Raw genomic sequence first — 23063 nt, 5'->3', positions numbered from 1 at the left:
ACATCCAGTTAATAACTTGACAGAGATTTTGCCAAAGTCATTACCAAATGTGGGGAGGTTTTGACACTCTCAGGTCTAAAGACACTGAGATTCTTCAGATATTTTCACTCGTAAAGGCTGTGCCAATCAGCCACTAGACACTCCGCTTAAAGCATTGTGCTTACTTTTTCTAAGAACATTGGCTGCGCCGTTGCAGTCTGCATTCACCAAAATACCATATTGGGATGGAGATTGTCGAGATGCAGTAAGACCGAGGCGGTTAAAACCGCCCGTGTCGCTTCCCTCTCAGGGAGCCAAGCCACGCTCGTTTCCCGCATACCGTGAGGTCTTATGATCAAATGATGAATCTTATGGATCTAATTAACTTGAGTCGATTGGAATTACAATCCTAGAACGAACACCAGTTTGATTAGGACATCGCTTGGATGATGTAATCAAAGTAGGGTGCTGCTTCGGCTGCATCTTCTGCACTTAGTAAGTCAAGAGAGGCTGTTTTTAAGGCGCTGATAGCTTCTACCATACCGGGGACAGGAACGCCTAACGAATTGTACATTTCTCGCACACCGATTAAACCAATTTTTTCAATTGGATCTTTGTCGCCAGCAAGTACGCCATAGGTAATGAGGCGCAAGTACCAGCCAAAGTCACGGATACATAGGGAACGTTGACGTTCACCGTAAGCATTACCGCCGGGTGCGATAAAGTCAGGACGTTTTTGCCAAAGCTTTTTGGTGGCTTCTTGAACAATCTTTTTTTCGTTCTCGGCTAAGGTCGCAGCAATGCGCGTCCGTTGTACTCCGGTTTGCAAATATTCTTTGATGCTTTTGAGTTCACCACTGCTGGGGTAACGAAGTTGGTCGTCGGCTTTGAGGATAACTTGGCTAATGACAGTCATAGCTATATGCAATCACACGAAATATTATTTGCTAGTTTAACGAGTTGGAGGTACACAAAGAAAGGAAAATTACAAAGATGAGGAGTGGGGGGGAAGAGGCAGGGGAGCAGGGAGCAGGGAGCAGGGGGGAGAAGACGGTAACTTCCCAATGACTAATGACCAATGACCAATGACCAATGACTAATGACTAATAAGTAATGACTAAACAACAGGGTGATTTAATTGAAATTACGATCGCTGACCTGAGTAATACAGGTGAAGGTGTGGGACGTTTTGAGGAACAGGTGGTTTTTGTTCCTGATACGGTTCCAGGCGATCGCGCTATAGTACGCTTAGTACACGTTAAACCTAAATACGCTCACGGCAAACTGCATGAGCTATTAGAAGCCTCTCCTCATCGGGTGCGACCTAGTTGCATTGTGGCTGATAAATGTGGAGGTTGTCAGTGGCAACATATTGATTATAATTATCAGCTTGTCGCGAAGCATAATCAAGTTATCCAAGCTTTACAACGTATTGGCGGTTTTGTCAATCCCCCAGTAGATCCGATGCTGACTGCATCTGCACCTTTGGGCTATCGTAATAAATCTACTTATCCTCTGGGAATTTCCGCCACAGGTCAAGTACAGGCTGGTTACTACCAAAAAGGTAGCCATCAATTAGTTAATTTAAATCAATGTCCTGTCCAAGACGCAAGATTAAATCCTTTATTGGCTGAAGTCAAACAAGACATCCAACAGCGCGGTTGGCGAATTTACGACGAACGCAAACACCAAGGACAAATCCGCCATCTGGGTTTACGCATTGGACGGCGAACTGGCGAAATGTTGTTGACTTTGGTTGTCAAGGATTGGAATTTACCAGGAATTGAAACCCAAGCGCAGGAATGGTTAAAGCGCTATCCCCTATTGATGGGTGTGTCGTTAAATCGCAATAGCGATCGCACAAATGCTATTTTTGGTTCTGAAACTCGTTGCATTGCTGGCGTTCCTTACCTGCGAGAAAAATTCGCTGATTTAGAATTTCAAATCCTTCCAGATACCTTTTTCCAGGTTTATACAGAAGCCGCAGAAGCACTATTACAGGTAATTCAATCCGAACTCAATCTTCAAGGACAAGAGTTGCTAATTGATGCATATTGTGGTATGGGAACTTTGACTTTGCCTTTAGCCAAACAAGTCCGCCAAGCCATAGGCATAGAATTACAACCAGAAGCAGTACAGCAGGCAATTGTCAACGCCCAGCACAATGACATTAATAATGTCACATTCCAAGTCGGAGCAGTAGAGAAATTGCTGCCAGAAATGGGAATTGTACCAGATGTAGTGTTACTTGACCCGCCCCGCAAAGGATGCGATCGCGCCGTTATCGATTCTTTATTGCGATCGAAACCTTCACGCATAGTTTACGTCAGTTGTAAAGTAGCCACTCTTGCCCGCGACCTGAAATTGTTATGCGAAGATGGGCAATATACCATTACACGGGTGCAACCGGCTGATTTCTTTCCTCAAACAGCCCACGTGGAAGCTGTGGCCTTTCTAGTGCGATCGCATTTGGATAGGAATACTGAGTCTTTAACAAAAACTCAAAATTCAAATTCCTAGTCGAGTGCATACTAAGAATGCTAAAATTGAATTAAGCCCAAAATAAAAACGATTTTGTGACAAACATTAAAGTTGCATCAACTCTAAAGAACATGAATAGGATTGTCTAAAGCAAAAATCGGCAATTTACCAAAGGACTCAAAAATACGGTAGGGCATACCGGAATCAACGCTTCTGGACAGAACGACCTCTGTTTAGGTGGGGAAACTCCTCTAAATAAGTTGGCTGATTGAAAGAAGAATCCCACACCTTAAAGGTGTAGGAGTGCCAACAACCCACCTCTGACTCTTAGCAAAAATTACAATGCTTTTAGCTGCTCACTAAATGCATTACCAGTTCTTTTATAGCCGTTTTATGTATCAGCAATCTCATCTGATAAATAGAGTCAATGCTCCCTAGCATTTTCAAAATTTAGTATCTCAAGACGCAAGTTTGAAGGCAGCACGACCACCTCAAATTAAATCAGTGTGCCTGTAATAGCAAACTGATGTCTAGCTAACTGAAAGCTACGGGGTTTCTCTAGTGATTACCATTTCCCTCCGTCCAGTTGGACGTAATTGGGGTACGATTAGTTTCGCCTCAACTCTTTATCTATGCCCAATTTTAGATTTACTGTTGGCGGAAATTCCCGCCAAACTCCAAGCAGAACTAAGGCTAGGACTCCAAGAGGCTTTAGTTAATGCAGCCAAACACGGTAATAATCTTGATCCTAGTAAAACAGTTGTAGTCCGGTTTTCCTTAATAGATAATCAGTATTGGTGGGTAATATCAGACCAAGGACAAGGTTTTATTCCCGCATCTACTAATGATGATGATGAACCAACAGATTATTTACCACCCGATGAGTCAGAAAATGGTCGTGGTTTATGTCTTCTACACCAAATTTTCGATCAAGTCGAGTGGAATCGCAAAGGTACAGAACTTAGGCTTTGTAAAGAAATGGAAAATCGCTCCCGTTTGTCTTTAAGACGCTAAGGCCGCAAGGCGGAAGTCAAAAGTCAAAAGTCAAAAGTCAAAAAACTTAATCTATAGGCTTTTAATTGACTTGAAATGGTTGGTTTATTTACGCCGTGGTGAACTGGGAACTGGGATTGAGAAATTCCTTTCTCCCCTGCTCCCTGCTCCCTGCTCCCCTGCTTCTTCCCCCCTGCTCCCTGCTCCCTGCTCCCCTGCTTCTTCCCCCTACTCCCTACTCCCTACTCCCTACTCCCTTCTTCCCGTGACTCTCACAAGGAGGTGCGGAAATTGACTTATCTAACCAACCAACGGCTTGTTCTAATCTAACTATGGCTTCTTGTGGCTGATTTTGAACGAGATACAAAACGGCTGCGGCTGCTTGTTCACTAGCACGAGCATTGCGGTTAGACTTGAGGCGATGCCAATCGTTAGGTGAGATACTTAGCCTTTCCATCAAGGCTTGAGCTAGTTCTAAGGTGCTAACTTCATTCAGTTGACTGGTTTTAGGAAGCTGGGTAGGTTGAGACATGATTTTAATTGGTGAGTATAAGAAAAGTTACAATTTTGAGTATTGACTAGCATTTAATCATAGTTTACTACTTGAAAATGAAGCCGCCTAAACAATCACAGCCGTCAGGGGAAAGTCAGGAACCGGATTTTGAGCAAGAATTAGAGGATGTGGAGCGATCGCTTGTCGCCTTAAAAGAACGTTACAATGAAGTTCAGAGCGATCGCCAAAAAAAGGCACAATGGCAACAGCATCGCCACGAATTACAACAAAATAAACACCAGACACCAGAAATCAAAGCGGAATTACAACAGATTCAGCAGCAGTTAGAAGCCTTAGAGATTAACCTAGAAAGCCAGCTATTGTCTTGGACTAGTCTGAAAAAACCTTTTTGGCAAGCTGTCCGCTTTGGTGGTATGGGCGTTATCATAGGCTGGATATTAAAATCCTGTGCTGGATAATCGCAATCTTGGCAGGATTAAATTAAATGTTAATATTATTTAATATCTGTCTTATTTAACTTGACAAAATACCAGTTATATAATATGTTAAACCGACGAATTGCCGAAGTCTTGCGGAGTGGTGAACCTGATGATTCTCTCGTTATTCAAGGCTGGGTAAGAACGAAACGCGAGTTAAAAGGATTTGCTTTTATAGAAGTCAATGACGGTTCATCACTAGCTAATTTGCAAGCCGTCATCAATCAGGATTTGCCAGATTACGAAGAAATCATCAAAAAACTGAATACAGGTGCGGCTGTAGAAGTCAGTGGGGTACTGGTAGCTTCTCAAGGTAAGGGACAGCGCATTGAATTACAAGCCCAAGCCGTGAAGGTCTACGGAGAGGCTGATCCCGAAACTTATCCTCTGCAAAAGAAACGCCACTCTTTTGAATTTTTACGCACAATTGGACATTTGCGATCGCGCACTAATTCCTTTGGTGCAGTTTTCCGAGTCAGAAACGCCTGTTCTGCGGCCATTCACGAATTTTTCCAACAAAGAGGCTTTTTATGGGTACATACACCCATAATTACAGCTAACGACTGCGAAGGCGCAGGAGAACTATTCAGCGTTACCGGCTTGGATTTAAAAAACATTCCCCGCACAAAAAGCGAAGCGGTAGATTACACACAAGACTTTTTTGGTAAACCCACATATTTAACCGTTAGTGGACAGTTAGAAGCAGAAGTCATGGCCATGGCCTTTTCTAACGTCTACACCTTCGCCCCTACCTTCCGTGCAGAAAATTCTAACACCTCCCGTCACCTCGCCGAATTTTGGATGGTGGAGCCAGAAATGGCATTTTGTGACCTAGAAGGGAATATGGATTTAGCCGAAGCATTTCTGAAACACGTGTTTAAATATGTGTTAGAAAAATGCCCAGAAGACATGGAATTTTTCAACCAACGCATTGATAAAACCGTCTTAGAAACAGCCGATAATATTATTAATAATCAATTTGAGCGCTTAACTTATACAGAAGCAGTCAAATTATTAGAAAAAGCCGATGTCAAGTTTGAATATCCAGTTAATTGGGGTTTAGATTTGCAATCAGAACACGAACGCTATTTAGCCGAACACCTGTTTAAAAAACCCGTAATTGTCACAGATTATCCCGCCCAAATCAAAGCCTTTTATATGCGTGTCAACGATGATGAAAAAACCGTCCGCGCAATGGATATTCTTGCACCTAAAATTGGCGAAATCATAGGCGGTTCGCAAAGAGAAGAACGCCTAGAAGTGTTAGAACGCCGCATTTTAGCCCAAGGAATGCAACCAGAAGACTTATGGTGGTATATGGATTTGCGCCGTTATGGGACTGTTCCCCATGCTGGTTTCGGCTTAGGTTTTGAAAGACTCGTGCAATTTATGACAGGTATGGCAAATATCCGCGATGTCATTCCCTTCCCCCGCACACCCCAAAGCGCTGAATTTTAGACAAATGATTCGGTAAGTCAAAATTATGTTTTGTAGGGTGTGTTGTCGCGTAGCGCAACGCACCATTCTAGATTATCGGTGCGTTAGGACTAAAGTCCATAACGCACCCTACCCAAATAAAAGGTTAGGCTAAGTTTGTGCAGCAAAACAAAGATTTATCCCTTACTATGATTGTATGAGTTACAAGTTACGTAACCCATAACTCTGGTTTCTTGTTATTGCTGTGCTGTTGGTTTTGATATGTCTCCGTCAGATGAACACCCTAAATATCGTGATAGAAGGACGGAAGACTTTGCAAACGGAGAAAGGGTTAAGGAGTTTCAGGCTTTTGAAAGGCAGGCGTATAAACGTCTAGACATTTTAGAAGCTGCCCCTAATAAGGAAGCATTAATGCAACTGCCAAGTAATCGTTTTGAAGCTTTATCAGGAGACAGAAAGGGTCAATATAGTATCCGAATCAATAATAAATGGCGGATTTGTTTTAATTGGCCGGATGATTCTCCTGCACCCTTCAACATTGAAATCGTAGATTATCACTAAAGAAGAATTATATGGCACGTCCACCTATTCACCCTGGAGAAATTCTGGCTGATGAAATTAATCAACTGGGCATAACTGCTAGTGAATTAGCTCGTAAACTCAATGTCCCAAAAAATAGAATTACTGAAATCATTAATGGACAAAGAGGGATAACAGCCGATACAGCTTTAAGGTTAGGTTATTATTTTGGCACTGGTGCTGAACTGTGGATGAATCTTCAAAAGAATTATGAACTTAAGGTAGCTGAACAAACACACGGTCAAGCGATTCGAGAAAGTATTAAACCGTATGTTTTAGCTACTTGAAACTATTTACGTAGTCAGGTCAAAAGAAGCAGCAAAAGCCAGTAGGGTGGGTATAGCCCACCCTACGGTTATTTCCAGTTGCCCAGAGGGGAGATTTGCGTGGGGTGATGTAGTGATAATTTTAGGTGATATCCGGGTTGGAACATCGCAGTTGAGGACTGTATGATGAATTATGAATTATGAAGCTTGAATTAAAAAAATCCAAATTTAGCTTCACAATTCATAATCTATTAGCTTTCAAACTGAAGTCAAAATGCCATAACCAGCTTGAGTTTTGGGCTACTGTGTTCTAACTCAAAACTCTGAACTTCAGAAATTAGCCGAGGGTTTAAGCCATTTGATTTTCAATCGCCCAACGCGCTAGCTCGGTGCGGTTGTGGAGGTTGGTTTTACCCAACATATTGGACACATGGCTTTCAACTGTACGCTGACTAACGTTTAATTCTTCAGCAATTTCCCGATTAGCTAAACCCCTAGCCACAAACTGTACTACTTTCAGTTCTGTGGGGGTTAACTGGACATCAAAGGGAACCTGAATACGGGAACCGTTTTCTCCTCCTTTGGCTTGGTGTTCTTTCCAACGAGTAGTTTGCTTCAGTGAAGATTCTACTTGTGCTACGAGTTCTTCTGGTTCAAAGGGCTTGACCATATATACGTCAGCCCCTTTATTCAGACCTTTAACTCGGTCTGCACTTTGTCCTTTTGCTGAGAGGAAAAGTACGGGAATCCAGCCGGTGCGTTCATTTTGTCGGACTTGTTCTACAAAAGTATATCCGTCCATTTCCGGCATCATTACGTCACAGATGATCATATCTGGAATATCTTGTTCAAGAATTTCCAGAGCTTCTCGTCCATTTTCGGCGGTGTTGACTTCATAGCCTCTAAATTCCAGGTAATCCTTCACCAGCAAGATGAGGTTAGGGTCATCATCAATCAGTAGCAGTCTTTTATGATCTTTCATGCTGGGTTCTTTCATAGCAGTGGCACTTGTCGCGCTTCGGTCCATCAAGGTGTTGAATGGTTATCCTTTATGGTGGATCATTGAGATGTTGTCCTTTATCCTACTTAACTTGCCTTTGCTTTGGAGGAAGTCTCAAAAGTGGTGACCACTTTCTATGAAACTTCCAGATCATTGTCAAACTTCCGGTAAGGATACGTAGAGCAATAGTATTTATAATGCGCTATTATATATCGCTTTGAAAGGGGCGGGTGAAAAAACACTGATTAAATATCATCTTTCCGATTCATGAGGTACGTATTGGCTCAAGATGACCCTAACTTCAAAACAACCCGCGCTTTCAGATGCTTACTGCTTTATCATATCCTGCGGATGTTCAGCCTTTATCAAAGGTTTACAAGCAAGTAGGGAAATTTGCGGCAAAAGATGGGTTAAAAATGCATATTCTTCCACCATCATGATGCCTATCAAGTGTTCTGGGATGATTTGCTCAATAATTTCTGGTTTTGCAAAGGCAATACCAGACACCATCTGGGTAGAACACCATTATCGGTCTAGAACCACAAACTCGCAAGCAATTGGCTTTATTCCTAACAATGCAAATGGGAGACTGTCTTGGGGCTGATCAAGTTTTAACTCTTGAATTCGCCGTTTTTTTTGCAGTATTCCCAATATCCCAGACTAACTTGTTTTGCACAGAAGTTAGCAACTGTCTCCTCAGCACAGATAAAAATTTGTGGCTGGATTTTTGCCATTACTCAAGTTTCTACACAATTACTTCCGGCTTTGTCGTCCAGAGACTGAGTGGTTTTGGGGATTTGACGGCGGCACTGGATCACTGTAATGTTACTCGTCGAGCGGCACCCTGATTACTGTTCTATAACAATTTCCCGGCTTTGCAAATAAATTTAGCGATAAAAGAATATTCGTAACTTACTGAGCAAAACCTGACATATCTAAATAATTGAGTATTTATACTTAAGTAATTGGGCGATCGCCTAGTGCGGGAACCCGTACTCAAGTCCTCGTTGCCATCGTATGCTGCTTTTAGGTAGATTAGCACTCAGGAGTTGAGAGTGCTAACTCTAAGAGAAAAGAAAATAAATATTTATGGCAGCTGTAACTTTAAGCGTTTCCACAGTTAAACCTCTAGGCGATCGCGTTTTCGTAAAAGTGAGCGCCCCCGAAGAAAAGACCGCAGGTGGACTGTTTTTACCCGATAATGCCCAGGAAAAACCCCAAGTAGGCGAAGTCGTCGCTCTTGGCCCTGGCAAGCGTAACGATGACGGTAGCCGTCAAGAATTAGACATCAAAACCGGCGATAAAGTGTTGTACTCCAAGTACGCTGGCACTGATATCAAGCTCGGCACAGAAGAATACGTACTGCTTTCAGAAAAAGACATCTTAGCAGTCGTCATGTAATGGGGAGTAGGGAGCAGGGAGTGGGGAAGAAAAACGCCCAACGCCCAATGCCCAACACCCAATTTAAAATCTGATTGACCGCACCAGTTTTAGATTTGAGATTTTGGATCATGGAATTGTTTTTGTGGTTTGAGCCAGGCCTCTATTCTTGTTCATAAATCCAATCATCATCAATCTAAAATCGCAAATCTAAAATCCAAAATTGTTTGACTTACTCCCTGAATTGAGAAACATATGGCAAAACGCATTATTTACAACGAAAACGCCCGTCGCGCCCTGGAACGAGGCATTGATATCTTGGCTGAAGCCGTAGCTGTTACCCTTGGCCCTAAAGGTCGTAACGTAGTACTAGAAAAGAAATTTGGCGCACCCCAAATCGTGAATGACGGTGTAACCATCGCCAAAGAAATCGAACTAGAAGACCATATTGAAAACACTGGCGTAGCTTTGATTCGTCAAGCTGCTTCCAAGACCAATGACGCTGCTGGCGATGGTACTACAACTGCCACCGTTTTGGCTCACGCGATGGTTAAGGAAGGCTTACGCAACGTTGCTGCTGGCGCTAATGCAATTTCTTTGAAGCGTGGTATTGATAAAGCTTCCGCCTTCTTGGTAGAGAAAATTGCTGAACACGCTCGTCCAGTAGAAGATTCTAAATCCATTGCTCAAGTTGCTGCGATTTCAGCTGGTAACGACGAAGAAGTGGGTCAGATGATTGCCCAAGCAATGGACAAGGTAGGCAAGGAAGGCGTAATTTCCCTAGAAGAAGGGAAATCTATGACCACCGAGCTAGAAATAACCGAAGGTATGCGCTTTGAGAAAGGCTATATCTCTCCTTATTTCGCTACCGATGCTGAACGCATGGAAACAGTCTTTGATGAGCCTTACCTGCTAATCACTGACAAGAAGATTGCGTTAGTACAAGACCTCGTACCAGTTTTAGAGCAAGTAGCTCGCTCTGGTCGTCCTTTGGTGATTATCGCCGAAGATATTGAAAAAGAAGCTTTAGCGACTTTGGTAGTTAACCGCTTGCGTGGTGTACTCAATGTTGCGGCTGTGAAAGCTCCTGGTTTTGGCGATCGCCGTAAAGCGATGCTAGAAGATATCGCCGTTCTAACTGGTGGTACATTGGTAACAGAAGACGCTGGTCTGAAGCTAGAAAATACCAAGCTAGAAAGCCTGGGTAAAGCTCGCCGTGTCACCATTACCAAGGACACAACCACAATTGTTGCTGAAGGTAACGAAGCTCCTGTAAAAGCTCGTTGCGAACAAATCCGTCGTCAGATGGAAGAAACCGAATCTTCTTACGACAAAGAGAAGCTGCAAGAACGTCTGGCTAAACTCTCTGGTGGTGTAGCTGTGGTGAAAGTGGGTGCAGCCACTGAAACCGAAATGAAAGATAAGAAGCTACGCCTAGAAGACGCGATCAACGCCACCAAAGCTGCTGTAGAAGAAGGGATTGTTCCCGGCGGTGGTACAACTCTAGCTCACCTTGCTCCTGAATTAGAAACTTGGGCAAAAGCTAATCTCAAAGATGAAGAGTTGATTGGTGCTTTGATTGTCGTTCGTGCTTTACCTGCGCCTCTGAAGCGGATTGCTGAAAACGCTGGTCAGAATGGTGCTGTAATTGCTGAACGTGTGAAAGAGAAAGATTTCAACATCGGCTACAACGCTGCAACCAACGAATTCGTTGATTTGTTAGAAGCTGGTATTGTTGACCCTGCGAAGGTAACTCGTTCTGCGCTGCAAAACGCTGCTTCTATCGCTGGTATGGTGTTGACAACCGAATGTATCATCGTTGACAAGCCTGAGCCTAAAGATGCCGCTCCTGCTGGTGGCGGTGGTATGGGTGGCGGTGACTTCGATTACTAATACTCTGTAGTCACATAAATTGAAAAATAGCTGCTTCCTGATGGAGGTGGCTGTTTTTTTTGGAAATCGAACCGCAGAAAAAGAGAGATTAATTCTCTATATTGTTCAATACTTCTAATACCCAGTGGTAAATTTGTTTTCCTATCCTCAGTATATTAGGCAAATAACCCGTTAAGCCGAGTATCCTTAGAGCGGTTCCTAACCATGTGATAAAGCTGTTTTCACCTTCCCGAGCGGACTCCCGAGCGGCCTCCCTTTCCCGCTCTACATAGTCATGAATTTTTTCTGCGTCATCAATATCTACTCCTATTTCCCTTAGCTTTCTTATGCTTTCGTTTCGCTTACGTTGTTTTTTATGTCTAACAATAAGTGTTCCGATACTTGTAATTGTGACAAATGAAATCCCTAAAAAAATAACAATAGGATTATTATTATTATTCATGCTACTCCTCTCTCCTCTTAATCAAAAAAACCAAAACATTAAAAACATTAAAAATATTTCTTCGACTTTTGAGGATTTTTGAGCCGGGTATCTATAGCAATCCGAATCTTCCTCAACTTAATCTGATTTCTTATCTCCAAAATTACTGGATATTGCTTGGGAGAAAGTCTTCATAGCTAAAACTCTTGATTACATCAAATAACCATGCTCTATCATCTTTGCAGGTTGATAGAATGTTATTAAATAAAACTTCTAAGTTATATCCTCTGTAAGATGAAAAAGGAATTAATTTAACATCCTGCTCAACTATCTTAGAGATTCTAGGTTCTCGATCTTTAATTATTTCTTGAATATTGTCATCTTGAGATTGCGAGGGAATTGGTGATAAGTTAGCCCAATCACAAGGTTCTACTAAATCAACTTGACTAATTGCAAAGAGCATTTTGTTAGAGTAAGCCTTTAGCTCTTGAATGTACTTTTGATCAAGAGCGATCGCTCTATTTCTAGCACTAATAAGATAGAGTATAACGTCACATTGGGGCAAATACTTGTGATACATCTCAAGATAATTAGGATCTCGTTCAATATCTTCACCAAGACCAGGGGCATCAAAAACACGCAAAGTTGTTTTCTTTCCTTCTTTTTTAGCTTTTTTACCAATCACCTCAAGCTCGATTGCCATAAAATCTTTAGTGCAAGCCTTTGTGTGACTGATATCTAGCCTTGTACCAAAGAGAGTATTAATGACTGAAGACTTACCCGTACCAGATACTCCAATCACTCCTATTGTCGGTGGATGTTCGGTAAACACTTGACGTATCTGTGAAAATATTTTCTCCAAAACAGGTTGAGGTATATCTGAACTCTCTTCTGGCATATCTGGCATATATTTAAGGGATAAGCTGAAATTTTACTATAAACATAGTATCATACATAACCTTAATTCACCAATTTATTGATGAGATGGGATTAGAGTTAAGTCGGTAGGCTCGAATATTTATAACTATGTAAAGATAGATCAAGTTTAGGGTGTGTTGTCGCGCAACGCAACACGTATTACGTAGGTTTTTATATACAGTTAATTTCATTATTTACTTAGTTTGGTATAGATATTAAATATCTACCGCTTTAAAAAACCTTTATCGGGTGGTGAGTTTGGTAAATTAGCTCAAGAAAGTTTACCTAAATAACTACACATGAGTCTCATACTTCAGCAGTATCTTGGACAAAAGTATCTATTACACTACAAATTAGATGATTATGTAATATTAGCTAAACAATAAGGAGAAAAATTTGAGTTACGACAACGCTTGTAAATATTTGGCTGAACAGTATCCTGCTGATTTTGTGCGTTGGTTGCTGGGGGTTGAAGCGCCACAAATTGAAGTATTGAAAACAGAATTAACTCTTGAACCTATTCGTGCTGATTCTGTAACCTTTCTGCAAACAGCAAACCAAATTCTGCATATTGAATTTCAGACTTTACCTAAATCTAAAACGCCTCTTAATTTCCGAATGCTTGATTATTCTGTCAGGTTAAAGCGTCAGTATAAATGTCCTGTGACTCAGGTGTTAATATTTTTGCAGGAAACTGATAACGAAGTCGTTTTTACTGAAGAATATCGAGATGATACTACTATTCACAAATTTGAGGTTGTCCGTCTTTGGGAACAAGATTCAAAGATATTTTTAGATAATCCCGCATTATTACCTTTAGCAACTTTAACCCGAACTGATTCACCACAAACTTTATTATCCCAAGTAGCTCAAAAAATCGCTACAATTCCAGATAGGGAACAGCAACAAAATATTGCAGGTTGTGTAGAAGTTCTTGCAGGTTTGCGGTTTGAAAAGGATTTGGTTCATCAATTTTTACGGGAGGATATTATGAAAGAATCTGTAATTTATCAAGATATCGTTCAAAAAGAAGCATTCAAAATGATTAGTCGTCAGATTAAAAAACGTTTTGGTGATGTTAATGATTCCTTAATGACACAGGTAAGAAATTTATCTGCTGATAATTTAGAAGATTTGGGCGAAGCATTATTTGATTTTTCCGAAGTTGCTGATTTGGTAGCTTGGTTAGAACAGCAGCATTAGGGCGTTGCTGAGTGAGAGTATGAGTTTGTTCCACACACCAGCGCAGCAAAGCAGGAAGTGCGTTAGGCGCAAAGAAAAAGAAAGGTAATTTTGGCATCTCATACCTGATTCAGCAATTAAAAATGGGCATTATATAAAGTAGGGTGTGTAGCATTAGGCTAACGCACCCTTATTAAATACTCAATTTTAAAAATGGCGAAAGCAAAATATGAAGGTTATTGCGACGTACAGCCGACTAAATTAGTTAGAGAAAAATTTGGAGACACTAAAGTTTATGGACAAAATGCTAAGTCGGTACTAACAAAAGCTAGCGGTTTTATTGGTGATTATGATTTTACTCTGAATCCTTACCGGGGTTGCCAGTATGGTTGTAGTTATTGTTATGCGGCTGCATTTAGTCCAAATACTCAGATGCGCGACGATTGGGGTAAATGGGTAATTGTTAAAGATAATGCTGCGGAAGTTTTAACTAAAGAATTACAAAAATGGTATAAGCAACATCCTCAAACTCCTCCCATAATTTACATGAGTAGTGTTACAGATCCTTATCAACCTCTGGAATCTCGACATCAATTGACTCGCAGATTGTTGGAGGTAATGCTAGATGTGAGGGATGATGGTTATCCGACACCAACGTTAGTAATTCAAACTCGTAGTCCCATTATTACTAGAGATATTGATTATTTACAACGTTTTCAGCGCTTGCGAATTAATATGAGTATTCCGACTGGGAGTGAATCAGTGAGGCGGGATTTTGAACCGCGATCGCCTAGCGTTAGAGCCCGATTAAATGCCATCATTAAACTGAAGCAAAGTATTGACTCTTTTAAAGGCTTTGTTCCCAAAATCTCGATCACGATTACTCCCTTACTCCCGACTCTCCCCACTGATGAAGCTGCTTTTATTAGTAAATTAGCTGTTGCTGATAGAGTGGTAATTCAAGATTTTCATCCTAATCATCGTCGTTCCCTCATAGCTTCAACCCGCCAAGAAGCTGAGGAAATTAAGAAAAAATATGATTGGTGGTATAATGCAGAAAATTTTAGTTACCTCAAATTTAAAGAGAAGTTATTTAATCAACTTCCAGGTGTAGAAATTAAAGAAGGTAAGGAGGGTTTTGGGTATGAGTAATCCCATTGCTAATTGGTGGCGTAGTCAGCAATTTAACTCGGCTTTGAAAAGTGGTGATACAAAAAAAGCAATACAGTTATTGCAAGTTATTCAAAAATCAGGTGCAAGTTTTTCTTGGATAGAGAAATTATTTAGGGATAAGCTAAAAATTGAGCGCTATTCCCAAGATTATAAACGTGAGATAGAAAATTTAACTAAACAAATAACATCTGCGCCTAATCAAACAGATAATATCACATTAGCGCCAGACAAAAAGTTTATTAAATTTATCTATGAAACTTTTAATTTAGTCCAGCATGATGAATATAAACTACAGGTGACTGGGATTGATCAAGAAATATTTGATGGGTTGGAAGCGAGTCTGGTTGAATACCTACAAGCAGAGTTTAGTAAATTTTCTGAACAACAGTTAGCCATTAAACTAGAAGATGCTTTAGAAGACATTAATAACTTAAAAATTGGACAAGACCCAAACTACAGTTTTAGTTTGACTCCTCATGTCTATTTTATGAAGTTTTTTTTAGAAAATGTCTATTGTGTATATTTAGCATGGTTTTTAATTTATCAGGATGGATTACTACCGACGCAGATGAAAATTCTTGATATTGGCTCAGGTCCAGGAACAGTTGCTTATGGTTTAGCTTTATTTATTAAAAGTAGTCTTAACTTTTTTAATCTTCCTCCAATCCATATATCCTATTACTCTTTAGAACAACAAGATGGTTTTCAATTTAGAGGACTTCAGTTTTGGCGAAGATATATCGAATCCCAGTTAACTCCCATCAATACTTACTTTCGCTTTGTAACTGCTGACCTGTTTACTTGGAATTATCAAGCTGCTAATTTACCTCGTGATTTTTTTGATTTTATTGTCATTTCTCACTGTTTCTTTGCAGATAGAAATAAAAGAATACAAATTCATAATATTTATAAAGAAATCATTAGTAAAAGCTTAACTTCTCAAGGTTATGTTCTGCTAGTCATACAGGATAAGAAATTATTTAAGTTTTATAACTCTCAACAAAGTGACGATGTAGAACAGGAAAAAAATGTCGTTATCCAGTTTCTGTCTGATTTAGGTTTAAAGCTCGTACGGTATAAATATTTAACATCTACCGATTCTCGCATCAATTACTCTGCTAGTAACTTCGCAAAATTTGCTAGGGAAAATTTACCTAAGCAATTGCATATGAATCGAATTATTCATAAATATTTTTCTCAAAAGTATGACTCTAACTATACATTAGATGATTATGTAATTTTGGCACAAAAATAGACTTATAGCAGTTATCACCTCAATAATGTAAACAGAACTCATCCATACTCCGCGAACCTTTGCGCTTACCTTTGCGAACCTTTGCGTTTAAACCTCATTCTCACCTCAATTCCAATGATTGCTAACACTCTAATAGATAAAACATGGCATGGTAAACTTAATTTAGTATATGCCGATCGCCTCAATAGTACCCAGTTAATTTACAGTCACAACCAAGCCCCCCTGAAGGTACAACGCCCATTTTATCCAGAGGGTGCGGAAATTTGTCATAGTGTCATATTACACACGGCTGGGGGTGTGGTGGGAGGCGATCGCCTATCCTCCAATATCCACCTCCAAACCAATGCACAAGCATTAATTACTACATCCGCAGCTAGTAAAATATACGGCACTAACGGACTGCAAGCTAGGCAAAATATTGACATCCAAGTTGATGCAGGTGCTTGTTTAGAATGGCTACCCCAAGAAACAATTGTGTTTAACGGGGCAATTTATCGCCAAGATTTACGGGTAGAATTAGCACCTGGTGGTAGTTGGTTAGGTTGGGAAATTACTCGATTTGGGCGGACTGCTAGAGGCGAAAAATTTTTACAGGGAGAATGGCGATCGCATACGGAAATTTGGCAGCAAGGCGTACCCTTGTGGATTGATCGCCAATACTTACCGGGTAGCGAAGCAGTTTTTCACAGTCCTCACGGCTTGGCGGGACAACCAATAGCAGGTAGTCTAGTTTGGGTGGGAAGTGATATTTCTGCCGAATTCTTGGCAAAAGCACGGAGTTTATGGGATGGTTCTGGGGAAGTTGGTATGACTCGGTTACAAAATGGATTTTTGTGTCGATATCGTGGTGCTTCTACCTCTGAGGTGAGAAACTGGTTTACGGTTGTCTGGGAGTTGCTGCGAGGGGATTTTTTACATCGTGGTGGCTGTGTACCCAGAGTATGGCAGGTTTGAAAGAACCGCCAAGAAGCCAAGAACGCCAAGAGGAACAGAAGAATGCAATTGACACCACAGGAAAAGGATAAGTTATTGATTTTTACGGCGGCTTTGTTGGCTGAGAGGCGTAAAAATAGGGGTTTGAAGTTGAATTATCCAGAAGCAGTAGCCTATATTTCGGCGGCGATTTTGGAAGGTGCGAGAGATGGACAAACTGTCGCAGAATTGATGAGTTATGGGACTACTCTGTTATCACGAGATGATGTGATGGAGGGTATCCCGGAAATGGTGCATGAGGTGCAGGTAGAAGCAACTTTTCCTGATGGAACTAAGTTGGTGACAGTGCATAATCCGATTAGATAATTATTACAAAAAGGTAAAAATATGATTCCAGGGGAAATTATTACTCCAAATGGTGAAATTGAGTTAAATGCTGGTCGTTTTGTTATTAAGTTAATGGTGGGAAATACAGGCGATCGCCCGATTCAAATCGGTTCACATTTTCATTTTTATGAAGTGAATGCAGCATTGAGTTTTGAGAGGGAACAAGCGAGGGGAATGCGTCTGGATATTCCTGCGGGTACAGCAGTGAGGTTTGAACCAGGAGATGAGAAGGAGGTGAGTTTAGTGGGTTTGGTGGGGAGTCGTGAAGTTTATGGATTTAATGGGAGGGTTAATGGGAAGATTTAAACGCAAAGGTTCGCGGAGGTAAGCGCAAAGGTTCGCGGAGTTAGAGGTTGTTGACTACGCGTTTGATTCCTTCTTTGAGTTGGAGGACGTTAAAGTTGAGGAGGAGACCGAGTTTACATTTGGTGAGTTTGAGGTAGGTTAAGAGTTGGACTGAGTGAATTGGTTGGAGTGATTCTACAGATTTGACTTCGATGATTACTTTATTTTCTACTATTAAATCCAATCGATAACTGCAATCCAATTCCACCTTTTCATACACAAGCGGTAATGGAACTTGCTTCCTGACATTAAACCTCTTCCTCAACTCATAACACAAACACTCCTCATAAGCTGACTCCAATAAACCCGGCCCCAACGCCGTATGTACCCGCATTCCACAACCAATAATCGCCCCACTCAAATCATTCTCATCCATACTCCGCGTACCTTTGCGCTTACCTTCGCGTACCTTTGCGTTTAAATCTTATCATTATTATGCCTTACAAAATCTCTCGCCGCGCCTACGCAGAAACCTACGGTCCCACAATAGGCGATCGCATCCGATTAGCAGACACAGAAATATTTATCGAAGTAGAACAAGACTTCACCACCTACGGCGACGAAGTGAAATTTGGTGGCGGTAAAGTTATCAGAGACGGAATGGGACAATCCCCCATTTCTAACGCCGATGGCGCAGTAGATTTAGTCATTACTAATGCTTTAATTCTCGATTGGTGGGGTGTTGTCAAAGCCGATATTGGCATTAAAGACGGCAAAATTTTCAAAATAGGTAAAGCCGGAAATCCCTATATTCAAGACAATATAGATATTATTATTGGCCCTGGAACTGAAGCTTTAGCAGGGGAAGGAATGATTCTCACGGCTGGCGGTATTGATAGCCATATTCATTTTATTTGTCCCCAGCAAATTGAAGTGGCGATCGCCTCTGGAATTACTACCATGTTAGGTGGTGGTACTGGCCCCGCTACAGGGACAAACGCCACCACCTGCACCCCTGGCCCCTGGAATATGTACCGGATGTTACAAGCTGCTGATGCTTTCCCTGTCAACTTAGGATTTATGGGTAAAGGTAACACCAGTCAACCCCAAGGAATTGTCGAACAAGTGCTAGCCGGCGCAATGGGGTTAAAACTGCATGAAGACTGGGGAACTACCCCTGCTACCATTGATACTTGTCTGAGTGTTGCTGATGAGTATGATGTGCAAGTGGCAATTCATACTGATACTTTGAACGAAGCCGGATTTGTCGAAGATACTATTGCAGCATTCAAACATCGGGCTATTCATACTTACCACACCGAAGGCGCAGGGGGCGGACACGCACCAGATATTATTAAGGTTTGCGGACAAGCCAACGTTTTACCATCTTCAACTAATCCCACACGCCCTTACACCGTGAACACCCTAGAAGAACATCTAGATATGTTGATGGTGTGTCATCACCTCGATTCCAGTATTCCCGAAGATGTGGCTTTTGCTGAGTCTCGCATTCGTCGAGAAACCATAGCTGCGGAAGATATTTTGCACGACTTAGGCGCATTTAGTATGATTGCTTCTGATTCCCAAGCAATGGGGCGAGTCGGTGAAGTGATAATTCGCACTTGGCAGACATCCCATAAAATGAAGGTACAACGCGGAAGCCTTCCCGGAGATGGACTTGCAGATAATAATCGGGCAAAAAGATATGTTGCTAAATACACAATTAATCCAGCAATTACTCATGGTATTGCCCAGTATGTTGGTTCAGTGGAAGCGGGTAAACTTGCAGATTTATGTTTGTGGCGACCAGCGTTTTTTGGTGTGAAACCAGAAATAGTCATTAAAGGAGGAATGATTGCTTGGTCACAAATGGGCGATGCTAATGCTAGTATTCCCACACCTCAGCCTGTGCATACAAGACCGATGTTTGGTAGTTTTGGCGGGGCGCGTCACGCCACATCTTTAACCTTTGTTTCCCAAGCTGCTTTAGAAAGAGAAATTCCCAGCCAGTTAGGTTTAAAAAAATCTGCTGTCGCCGTTTCTGGGACACGTCAAATCAGTAAACGAGATATGAAGCTAAATGATGCTTTACCACATATTGAAGTAGATGCAGAAACCTATCAAGTTAGGGCTGATGGTGAATTACTAACTTGTGAACCCGCAACCGTTTTACCAATGGCGCAAAGATACTTTTTGTTTTAGATGATGACAGAACAATATACAGATTACGATAGTCCCTGGAAAGAAGTAATTGAATTATACTTTCCCAGATTTCTAGAATTCTTTTTCCCCCTAGCTGAAGCTGCTATCGACTGGACACGCCCTTATGAATTTCTGGATACAGAATTACAACAACTAGAACCTGATGCCGAAATTGGTCGGCGTTGGGTCGATAAAGTAGCAAAAGTTTGGTTACTTGACGGTCAAGAAGCTTGGGTATTGGTTCATGTAGAGGTTCAAGGTCAATATGACAGCAAATTTCCTGAACGGATGTATACCTATAATTACCGCTTGTTTGACCGTCATAAAAAGCCAGTGATTAGCTTGGCTGTTTTAGCCGATGAACAGGCGAATTGGCGACCTTCCAACTACAGCTATCAACTAGGGGGATGTCGGGTGAGTTTAGAGTTTCCCATAGCCAAACTTTTGGACTATGAACAAGCATGGGAAACTTTAGAACAAACTACCAACCCTTTTGGGATAATAGTAATGGCGCATCTCAAGACTAAAGCGACGCAACGAAACCCAGAAAGTCGGTTACAGTGGAAGTTAAGCTTAGTCAGACAGCTATTTCAACGGGGTTACAGTCGAGAAGACGTTCTGGAATTATTTCGCTTTATTGACTGGGTGATGTTATTACCAGAAGAATTAGCGCTGAGTTTTAAAACAGAAGTGAAAAGTTACGAGGAGTCCAGTAGAATGCGGTACGTAACAAGTATTGAAAGATTAGCAAAACAAGAAGGAATTGAACAAGGACTTGAACAAGGACTTGAACAAGGAATTATCCAAATGGGTCGAGATAATGTGATTGACATTCTCGAAACTCGTTTTGGAGAAGTACCAGATTCCATTGTTTCAGTTATCAATGGCATAGAAGAGGCATCTGTACTGAAAATGCTGCTGAAAAGAGCGATCGCTATTTCTTCTATAGCAGAATTTCAGCAAGTTTTAGATGATTTAACTACTAGAGAATGAGTGTAAATGCACATTTGTTTTAGAGGATGTCTCAGAAGTATCAGTTTTATCCAGATCCCCCCTTACCCCCCTTAATAAGGGGGGGAAAATTAATCAAAGTCCCCCTTTTTAAGGGGGATTTAGGGGGATCTACAGGTGTTTTATGCAACACGAAAAAGTTTTCAGACATCCTCTTAGAGTTACGATCAAAGCGTTAAACATTTTGTCTGAATTGAAAAGTCATGTTACCTTTTAAGAAAAAAATTGTCACCGATGAAGCTATGCATCCGGTCGGAGTTTTGATTGATTATCAAGATTGGCAACAAATAGAAAAAATCTTGGCAGCTTATCAGCTACTACAAAAAGAAGAGTTTAATTTAAACCAATATACTGGTGTCATTAAACTGAATCAAGACCCATTAGAGTATCAACAGCAGATCAGGGATGAATGGCATTGACGATAAAACTTATACAACAGGATAATATGATTACCACAAGATCACAGACTCTTCTACACATCGCTACCCCATGAGTTCCCCATCTTCTCGCTTTGAAAAAATCCTGGTTGTCGATGACTCTCCTGATAATGTGTTTTTGATCAAAACGATTTTGCAGGGAGAAGGCTACATTATTAGCACAGCAGAAAACGGTGCTGATGCCTTGGTAGAACTGGAAAAATCACCTTGTGACTTGGTATTACTGGATTTAATGATGCCAGGAATGGATGGGTACGAAGTCACCAGACGCATTCGTGGAGATACGAAGTTTCAGCCATATATCCCCATTCTGCTGATTACAGCCCACGATGCGCCCAATGTCGCTAAAGGGCTAGACTTGGGTGCTGATGATTTTATCCGCAAACCCGTAACATTAGATGAATTATTAGCAAGGGTGCGATCGCTCTTACGGTTGAAGCGTAGTATAGATGAACGTGATGAAATTGCCCGTCAACGTCAAGATTTTGTTTCTCGCCTCACACACGATTTACGTACACCTTTAGTAGCTGCTGACCGGATGTTGATGCTATTTCAGCAGGGGGTTTTGGGAACTTTATCGCCGCAAATGCAAGAAGTAATCACTATCATGGCTCGGAGCAATCTTAATTTGCTGTCGATGGTGAATACTTTATTAGAAGTTTACCGCTTTGAAGCCGGTCGCAAAACCTTGGTATTCCAAGAAGTTGATTTAATGCAGTTGTTAAAAGAGGTAGTTGGGGAACTGACACCCTTAGCACAAGACAAAGCCCTATCTATCAAACTGGATTTGTCTGGAGATACAACTAAATGTATTATGATGGGCGATCGCTTAGAACTGCATCGTTTATTTACAAATTTAATTGGTAATGCTATCAAATTTACAGAATCCGGCTCAATAAATATCCGGCTTAACACGCAAACGCAAAGTAATACAATTAACATAAAAATAGCTGACACAGGCATGGGTATTCCGCCTGAAGAAATAGAAACGTTATTTGAACGATTTCGTCAGGGAAGCCACAAAACTTCTGGTAGTGGCTTGGGATTGTACCTTTCTCGCCGGATTGTCGAGGCACATCAGGGCAATATCCTGGTAAATTCTGAATTAGGTAAAGGTAGTGTTTTCAACATTAGTTTACCCATCAAACAATAATAAACCAATGATAAATTATGATTTATCAAACTTAAAACTTAGAAAATTTGTAATTCATAATTCCCATAGAAATTACTTATCTATTAAGTAAGTAGGTTAACAGAAAAATTTAAAGGTATGTAAAGAAAAGTTAACCTAATTGGCTTTGTTAAATTTAGTACGTTCTGTCCGGTGTTTTCCTTTTTTACCTCTGGTTTCAACACCATCCATAACTGCATACGCTAGTTCTAATTCATCCTCAAACATTTTTCCAGCAATTTCATCTCGTTTAAGATGTTGCCATTCTAATTCAATTGGATTCATTTCCGAGCAATATTTAGGAAGGAAAAACATATATAAACCCATTTGTTCCCACTTTGTCCATAATGCCTGAACTTCTTTACAACAATGTATTGGTCCATTATCTTGAACTATGACTCTCATTCGTTTACTTTCAGATGCTTCTTGCGCCTCTTGTTCCATCATTTTGATGTAAGAACTGCGCTTAACTCCTCCAATTACTAGACCATAAATAAAGCTAATTAATGGCTGAAATAGCCCAATAATACTGATTCTGCGTCCACGTCTTTTTGTTTGTTCGAGCTTTTTTTGTTCTCCTTTTTGATAGTATGTATAACCTGAATCACTCCAAGCTGAAAATCCTGATTCATCCAAATATTTTAGGTCTATTTCTCCACTAGCCGCAGCCAGTTCTAACATATCCATATC

Annotated in this window: 26 protein-coding genes; 18 read left to right on the top strand and 8 right to left on the bottom strand. The window is 40.9% G+C overall.

The genetic code is table 11. The features are described 5' to 3' along the window. Positions 1-409 precede the first annotated feature (409 nt). The gene (locus tag NSP_RS22965) at positions 410-895 is read right to left on the bottom strand and encodes an allophycocyanin subunit alpha-B (protein WP_006194619.1); all 486 of its coding nucleotides are present in this window, start codon (positions 893-895) and stop codon (positions 410-412) included. Positions 896-1092: 197 nt separating this feature from the next. On the opposite strand from NSP_RS22965, the gene rlmD reads away from it, so the two are divergent. Both rlmD and NSP_RS22955 read left to right on the top strand, forming a co-directional pair. Next, complete coding sequence (gene rlmD / locus NSP_RS22960; protein WP_006194618.1) at positions 1093-2499, top strand: 23S rRNA (uracil(1939)-C(5))-methyltransferase RlmD; 1407 nt, start codon at positions 1093-1095, stop codon at positions 2497-2499. Between the two features lie 522 nt (positions 2500-3021). Continuing rightward, positions 3022-3474 carry an ATP-binding protein gene (locus tag NSP_RS22955; protein ID WP_006194617.1) on the top strand — a complete coding sequence of 151 codons (453 nt, stop codon included), beginning with the start codon at positions 3022-3024 and terminating at the stop codon, positions 3472-3474. A 214-nt stretch (positions 3475-3688) separates the two neighbouring features. On the opposite strand, the gene NSP_RS22950 is transcribed toward NSP_RS22955, so the two are convergent. Continuing rightward, positions 3689-3985 carry a DUF6439 family protein gene (locus tag NSP_RS22950; RefSeq protein WP_006194616.1) on the bottom strand — a complete coding sequence of 99 codons (297 nt, stop codon included), beginning with the start codon at positions 3983-3985 and terminating at the stop codon, positions 3689-3691. A 77-nt stretch (positions 3986-4062) separates the two neighbouring features. Here NSP_RS22950 and NSP_RS22945 point away from each other — a divergent pair, with 77 nt between their 5' ends. From NSP_RS22945 to NSP_RS22930, 4 genes are all read left to right on the top strand, one after another. Further along, on the top strand, positions 4063-4425 hold the full coding sequence (locus NSP_RS22945; RefSeq protein ID WP_017804456.1) for a sll0565 family protein: 363 nt from the start codon (positions 4063-4065) through the stop codon (positions 4423-4425). An 84-nt stretch (positions 4426-4509) separates the two neighbouring features. After that, on the top strand, positions 4510-5901 hold the full coding sequence (gene asnS / locus NSP_RS22940) for an asparagine--tRNA ligase (RefSeq protein ID WP_006194614.1): 1392 nt from the start codon (positions 4510-4512) through the stop codon (positions 5899-5901). 240 nt (positions 5902-6141) lie between these two features. After that, positions 6142-6441, top strand: coding sequence for a type II toxin-antitoxin system RelE/ParE family toxin (locus NSP_RS22935; protein WP_006194613.1), 300 nt, complete (start codon positions 6142-6144; stop codon positions 6439-6441). An 11-nt stretch (positions 6442-6452) separates the two neighbouring features. After that, a complete protein-coding gene (locus tag NSP_RS22930; RefSeq protein WP_006194612.1) occupies positions 6453-6746 on the top strand; it encodes a HigA family addiction module antitoxin in 294 nt (97 codons plus the stop codon). A gap of 328 nt (positions 6747-7074) precedes the next feature. Here NSP_RS22930 and NSP_RS22925 read toward each other — a convergent pair whose 3' ends face one another. After that, entirely contained in the window at positions 7075-7752 is a 678-nt protein-coding gene (locus tag NSP_RS22925) for a response regulator transcription factor (RefSeq protein WP_006194611.1), read from the bottom strand. Between the two features lie 300 nt (positions 7753-8052). Next, the gene (locus NSP_RS22920; RefSeq protein WP_006194610.1) at positions 8053-8235 is read right to left on the bottom strand and encodes a hypothetical protein; all 183 of its coding nucleotides are present in this window, start codon (positions 8233-8235) and stop codon (positions 8053-8055) included. A gap of 579 nt (positions 8236-8814) precedes the next feature. On the opposite strand from NSP_RS22920, the gene groES reads away from it, so the two are divergent. Continuing rightward, complete coding sequence (gene groES, locus NSP_RS22915) at positions 8815-9126, top strand: co-chaperone GroES (RefSeq protein WP_006194609.1); 312 nt, start codon at positions 8815-8817, stop codon at positions 9124-9126. A gap of 234 nt (positions 9127-9360) precedes the next feature. Next, positions 9361-10998 carry a chaperonin GroEL gene (gene groL, locus NSP_RS22905; protein WP_006194607.1) on the top strand — a complete coding sequence of 546 codons (1638 nt, stop codon included), beginning with the start codon at positions 9361-9363 and terminating at the stop codon, positions 10996-10998. Positions 10999-11086: 88 nt separating this feature from the next. Here the strand turns inward: groL and NSP_RS22900 are convergent, their stop codons facing one another. Together NSP_RS22900 and NSP_RS22895 are read right to left on the bottom strand one after the other, a co-directional pair. Then, positions 11087-11440: a hypothetical protein gene (locus tag NSP_RS22900; RefSeq protein WP_006194606.1), complete on the bottom strand. Its 354-nt coding sequence runs from the start codon at positions 11438-11440 to the stop codon at positions 11087-11089. Between the two features lie 142 nt (positions 11441-11582). Further along, positions 11583-12326: a GTPase family protein gene (locus NSP_RS22895; protein ID WP_006194605.1), complete on the bottom strand. Its 744-nt coding sequence runs from the start codon at positions 12324-12326 to the stop codon at positions 11583-11585. Between the two features lie 407 nt (positions 12327-12733). Here NSP_RS22895 and NSP_RS22890 point away from each other — a divergent pair, with 407 nt between their 5' ends. The 6 genes from NSP_RS22890 to NSP_RS22865 all read left to right on the top strand — a co-directional run bounded on the left by NSP_RS22890 (position 12734) and on the right by NSP_RS22865 (position 17573). Next, positions 12734-13540: a DUF4351 domain-containing protein gene (locus NSP_RS22890; RefSeq protein WP_006194604.1), complete on the top strand. Its 807-nt coding sequence runs from the start codon at positions 12734-12736 to the stop codon at positions 13538-13540. Between the two features lie 192 nt (positions 13541-13732). Continuing rightward, complete coding sequence (locus tag NSP_RS22885) at positions 13733-14671, top strand: SPL family radical SAM protein (protein ID WP_006194603.1); 939 nt, start codon at positions 13733-13735, stop codon at positions 14669-14671. Next, the gene (locus NSP_RS22880; RefSeq protein ID WP_006194602.1) at positions 14664-15947 is read left to right on the top strand and encodes a hypothetical protein; all 1284 of its coding nucleotides are present in this window, start codon (positions 14664-14666) and stop codon (positions 15945-15947) included. The genes NSP_RS22885 and NSP_RS22880 overlap by 8 nt, the downstream gene beginning before the upstream one ends. Positions 15948-16061: 114 nt before the next feature. Continuing rightward, the gene (locus NSP_RS22875; RefSeq protein WP_006194601.1) at positions 16062-16901 is read left to right on the top strand and encodes an urease accessory protein UreD; all 840 of its coding nucleotides are present in this window, start codon (positions 16062-16064) and stop codon (positions 16899-16901) included. A 42-nt stretch (positions 16902-16943) separates the two neighbouring features. After that, on the top strand, positions 16944-17246 hold the full coding sequence (gene ureA, locus NSP_RS22870) for an urease subunit gamma (protein ID WP_006194600.1): 303 nt from the start codon (positions 16944-16946) through the stop codon (positions 17244-17246). Between the two features lie 21 nt (positions 17247-17267). After that, entirely contained in the window at positions 17268-17573 is a 306-nt protein-coding gene (locus tag NSP_RS22865; protein ID WP_006194599.1) for an urease subunit beta, read from the top strand. 40 nt (positions 17574-17613) lie between these two features. On the opposite strand, the gene NSP_RS22860 is transcribed toward NSP_RS22865, so the two are convergent. Continuing rightward, positions 17614-17988: a GxxExxY protein gene (locus tag NSP_RS22860; RefSeq protein WP_017804454.1), complete on the bottom strand. Its 375-nt coding sequence runs from the start codon at positions 17986-17988 to the stop codon at positions 17614-17616. A 59-nt stretch (positions 17989-18047) separates the two neighbouring features. Here NSP_RS22860 and ureC point away from each other — a divergent pair, with 59 nt between their 5' ends. The 4 genes from ureC to NSP_RS22840 all read left to right on the top strand — a co-directional run bounded on the left by ureC (position 18048) and on the right by NSP_RS22840 (position 22355). Continuing rightward, the gene (gene ureC / locus NSP_RS22855) at positions 18048-19754 is read left to right on the top strand and encodes an urease subunit alpha (protein WP_006199188.1); all 1707 of its coding nucleotides are present in this window, start codon (positions 18048-18050) and stop codon (positions 19752-19754) included. Beyond that, positions 19755-20747 (top strand): RpnC/YadD family protein, encoded by a 993-nt coding sequence (locus NSP_RS22850; RefSeq protein ID WP_006199187.1) that lies wholly within the window; start codon positions 19755-19757, stop codon positions 20745-20747. It begins immediately after the preceding gene. A gap of 221 nt (positions 20748-20968) precedes the next feature. After that, positions 20969-21184 (top strand): hypothetical protein, encoded by a 216-nt coding sequence (locus tag NSP_RS22845; protein ID WP_006199186.1) that lies wholly within the window; start codon positions 20969-20971, stop codon positions 21182-21184. A gap of 70 nt (positions 21185-21254) precedes the next feature. Further along, positions 21255-22355: a hybrid sensor histidine kinase/response regulator gene (locus NSP_RS22840; protein WP_006199185.1), complete on the top strand. Its 1101-nt coding sequence runs from the start codon at positions 21255-21257 to the stop codon at positions 22353-22355. A 135-nt stretch (positions 22356-22490) separates the two neighbouring features. Here the strand turns inward: NSP_RS22840 and NSP_RS22835 are convergent. After that, positions 22491-23063 (bottom strand): transposase (locus NSP_RS22835; RefSeq protein WP_193789382.1); only part of this gene is annotated, 573 nt, incomplete at its 5' end.

This window comes from Nodularia spumigena CCY9414 (assembly GCF_000340565.2).
GTDB classification, from domain to species: Bacteria; Cyanobacteriota; Cyanobacteriia; order Cyanobacteriales; family Nostocaceae; genus Nodularia; species Nodularia spumigena.
Note: the sequence above shows the minus strand (reverse complement) of the source record. Positions and strands in the feature narration are given on the sequence as shown.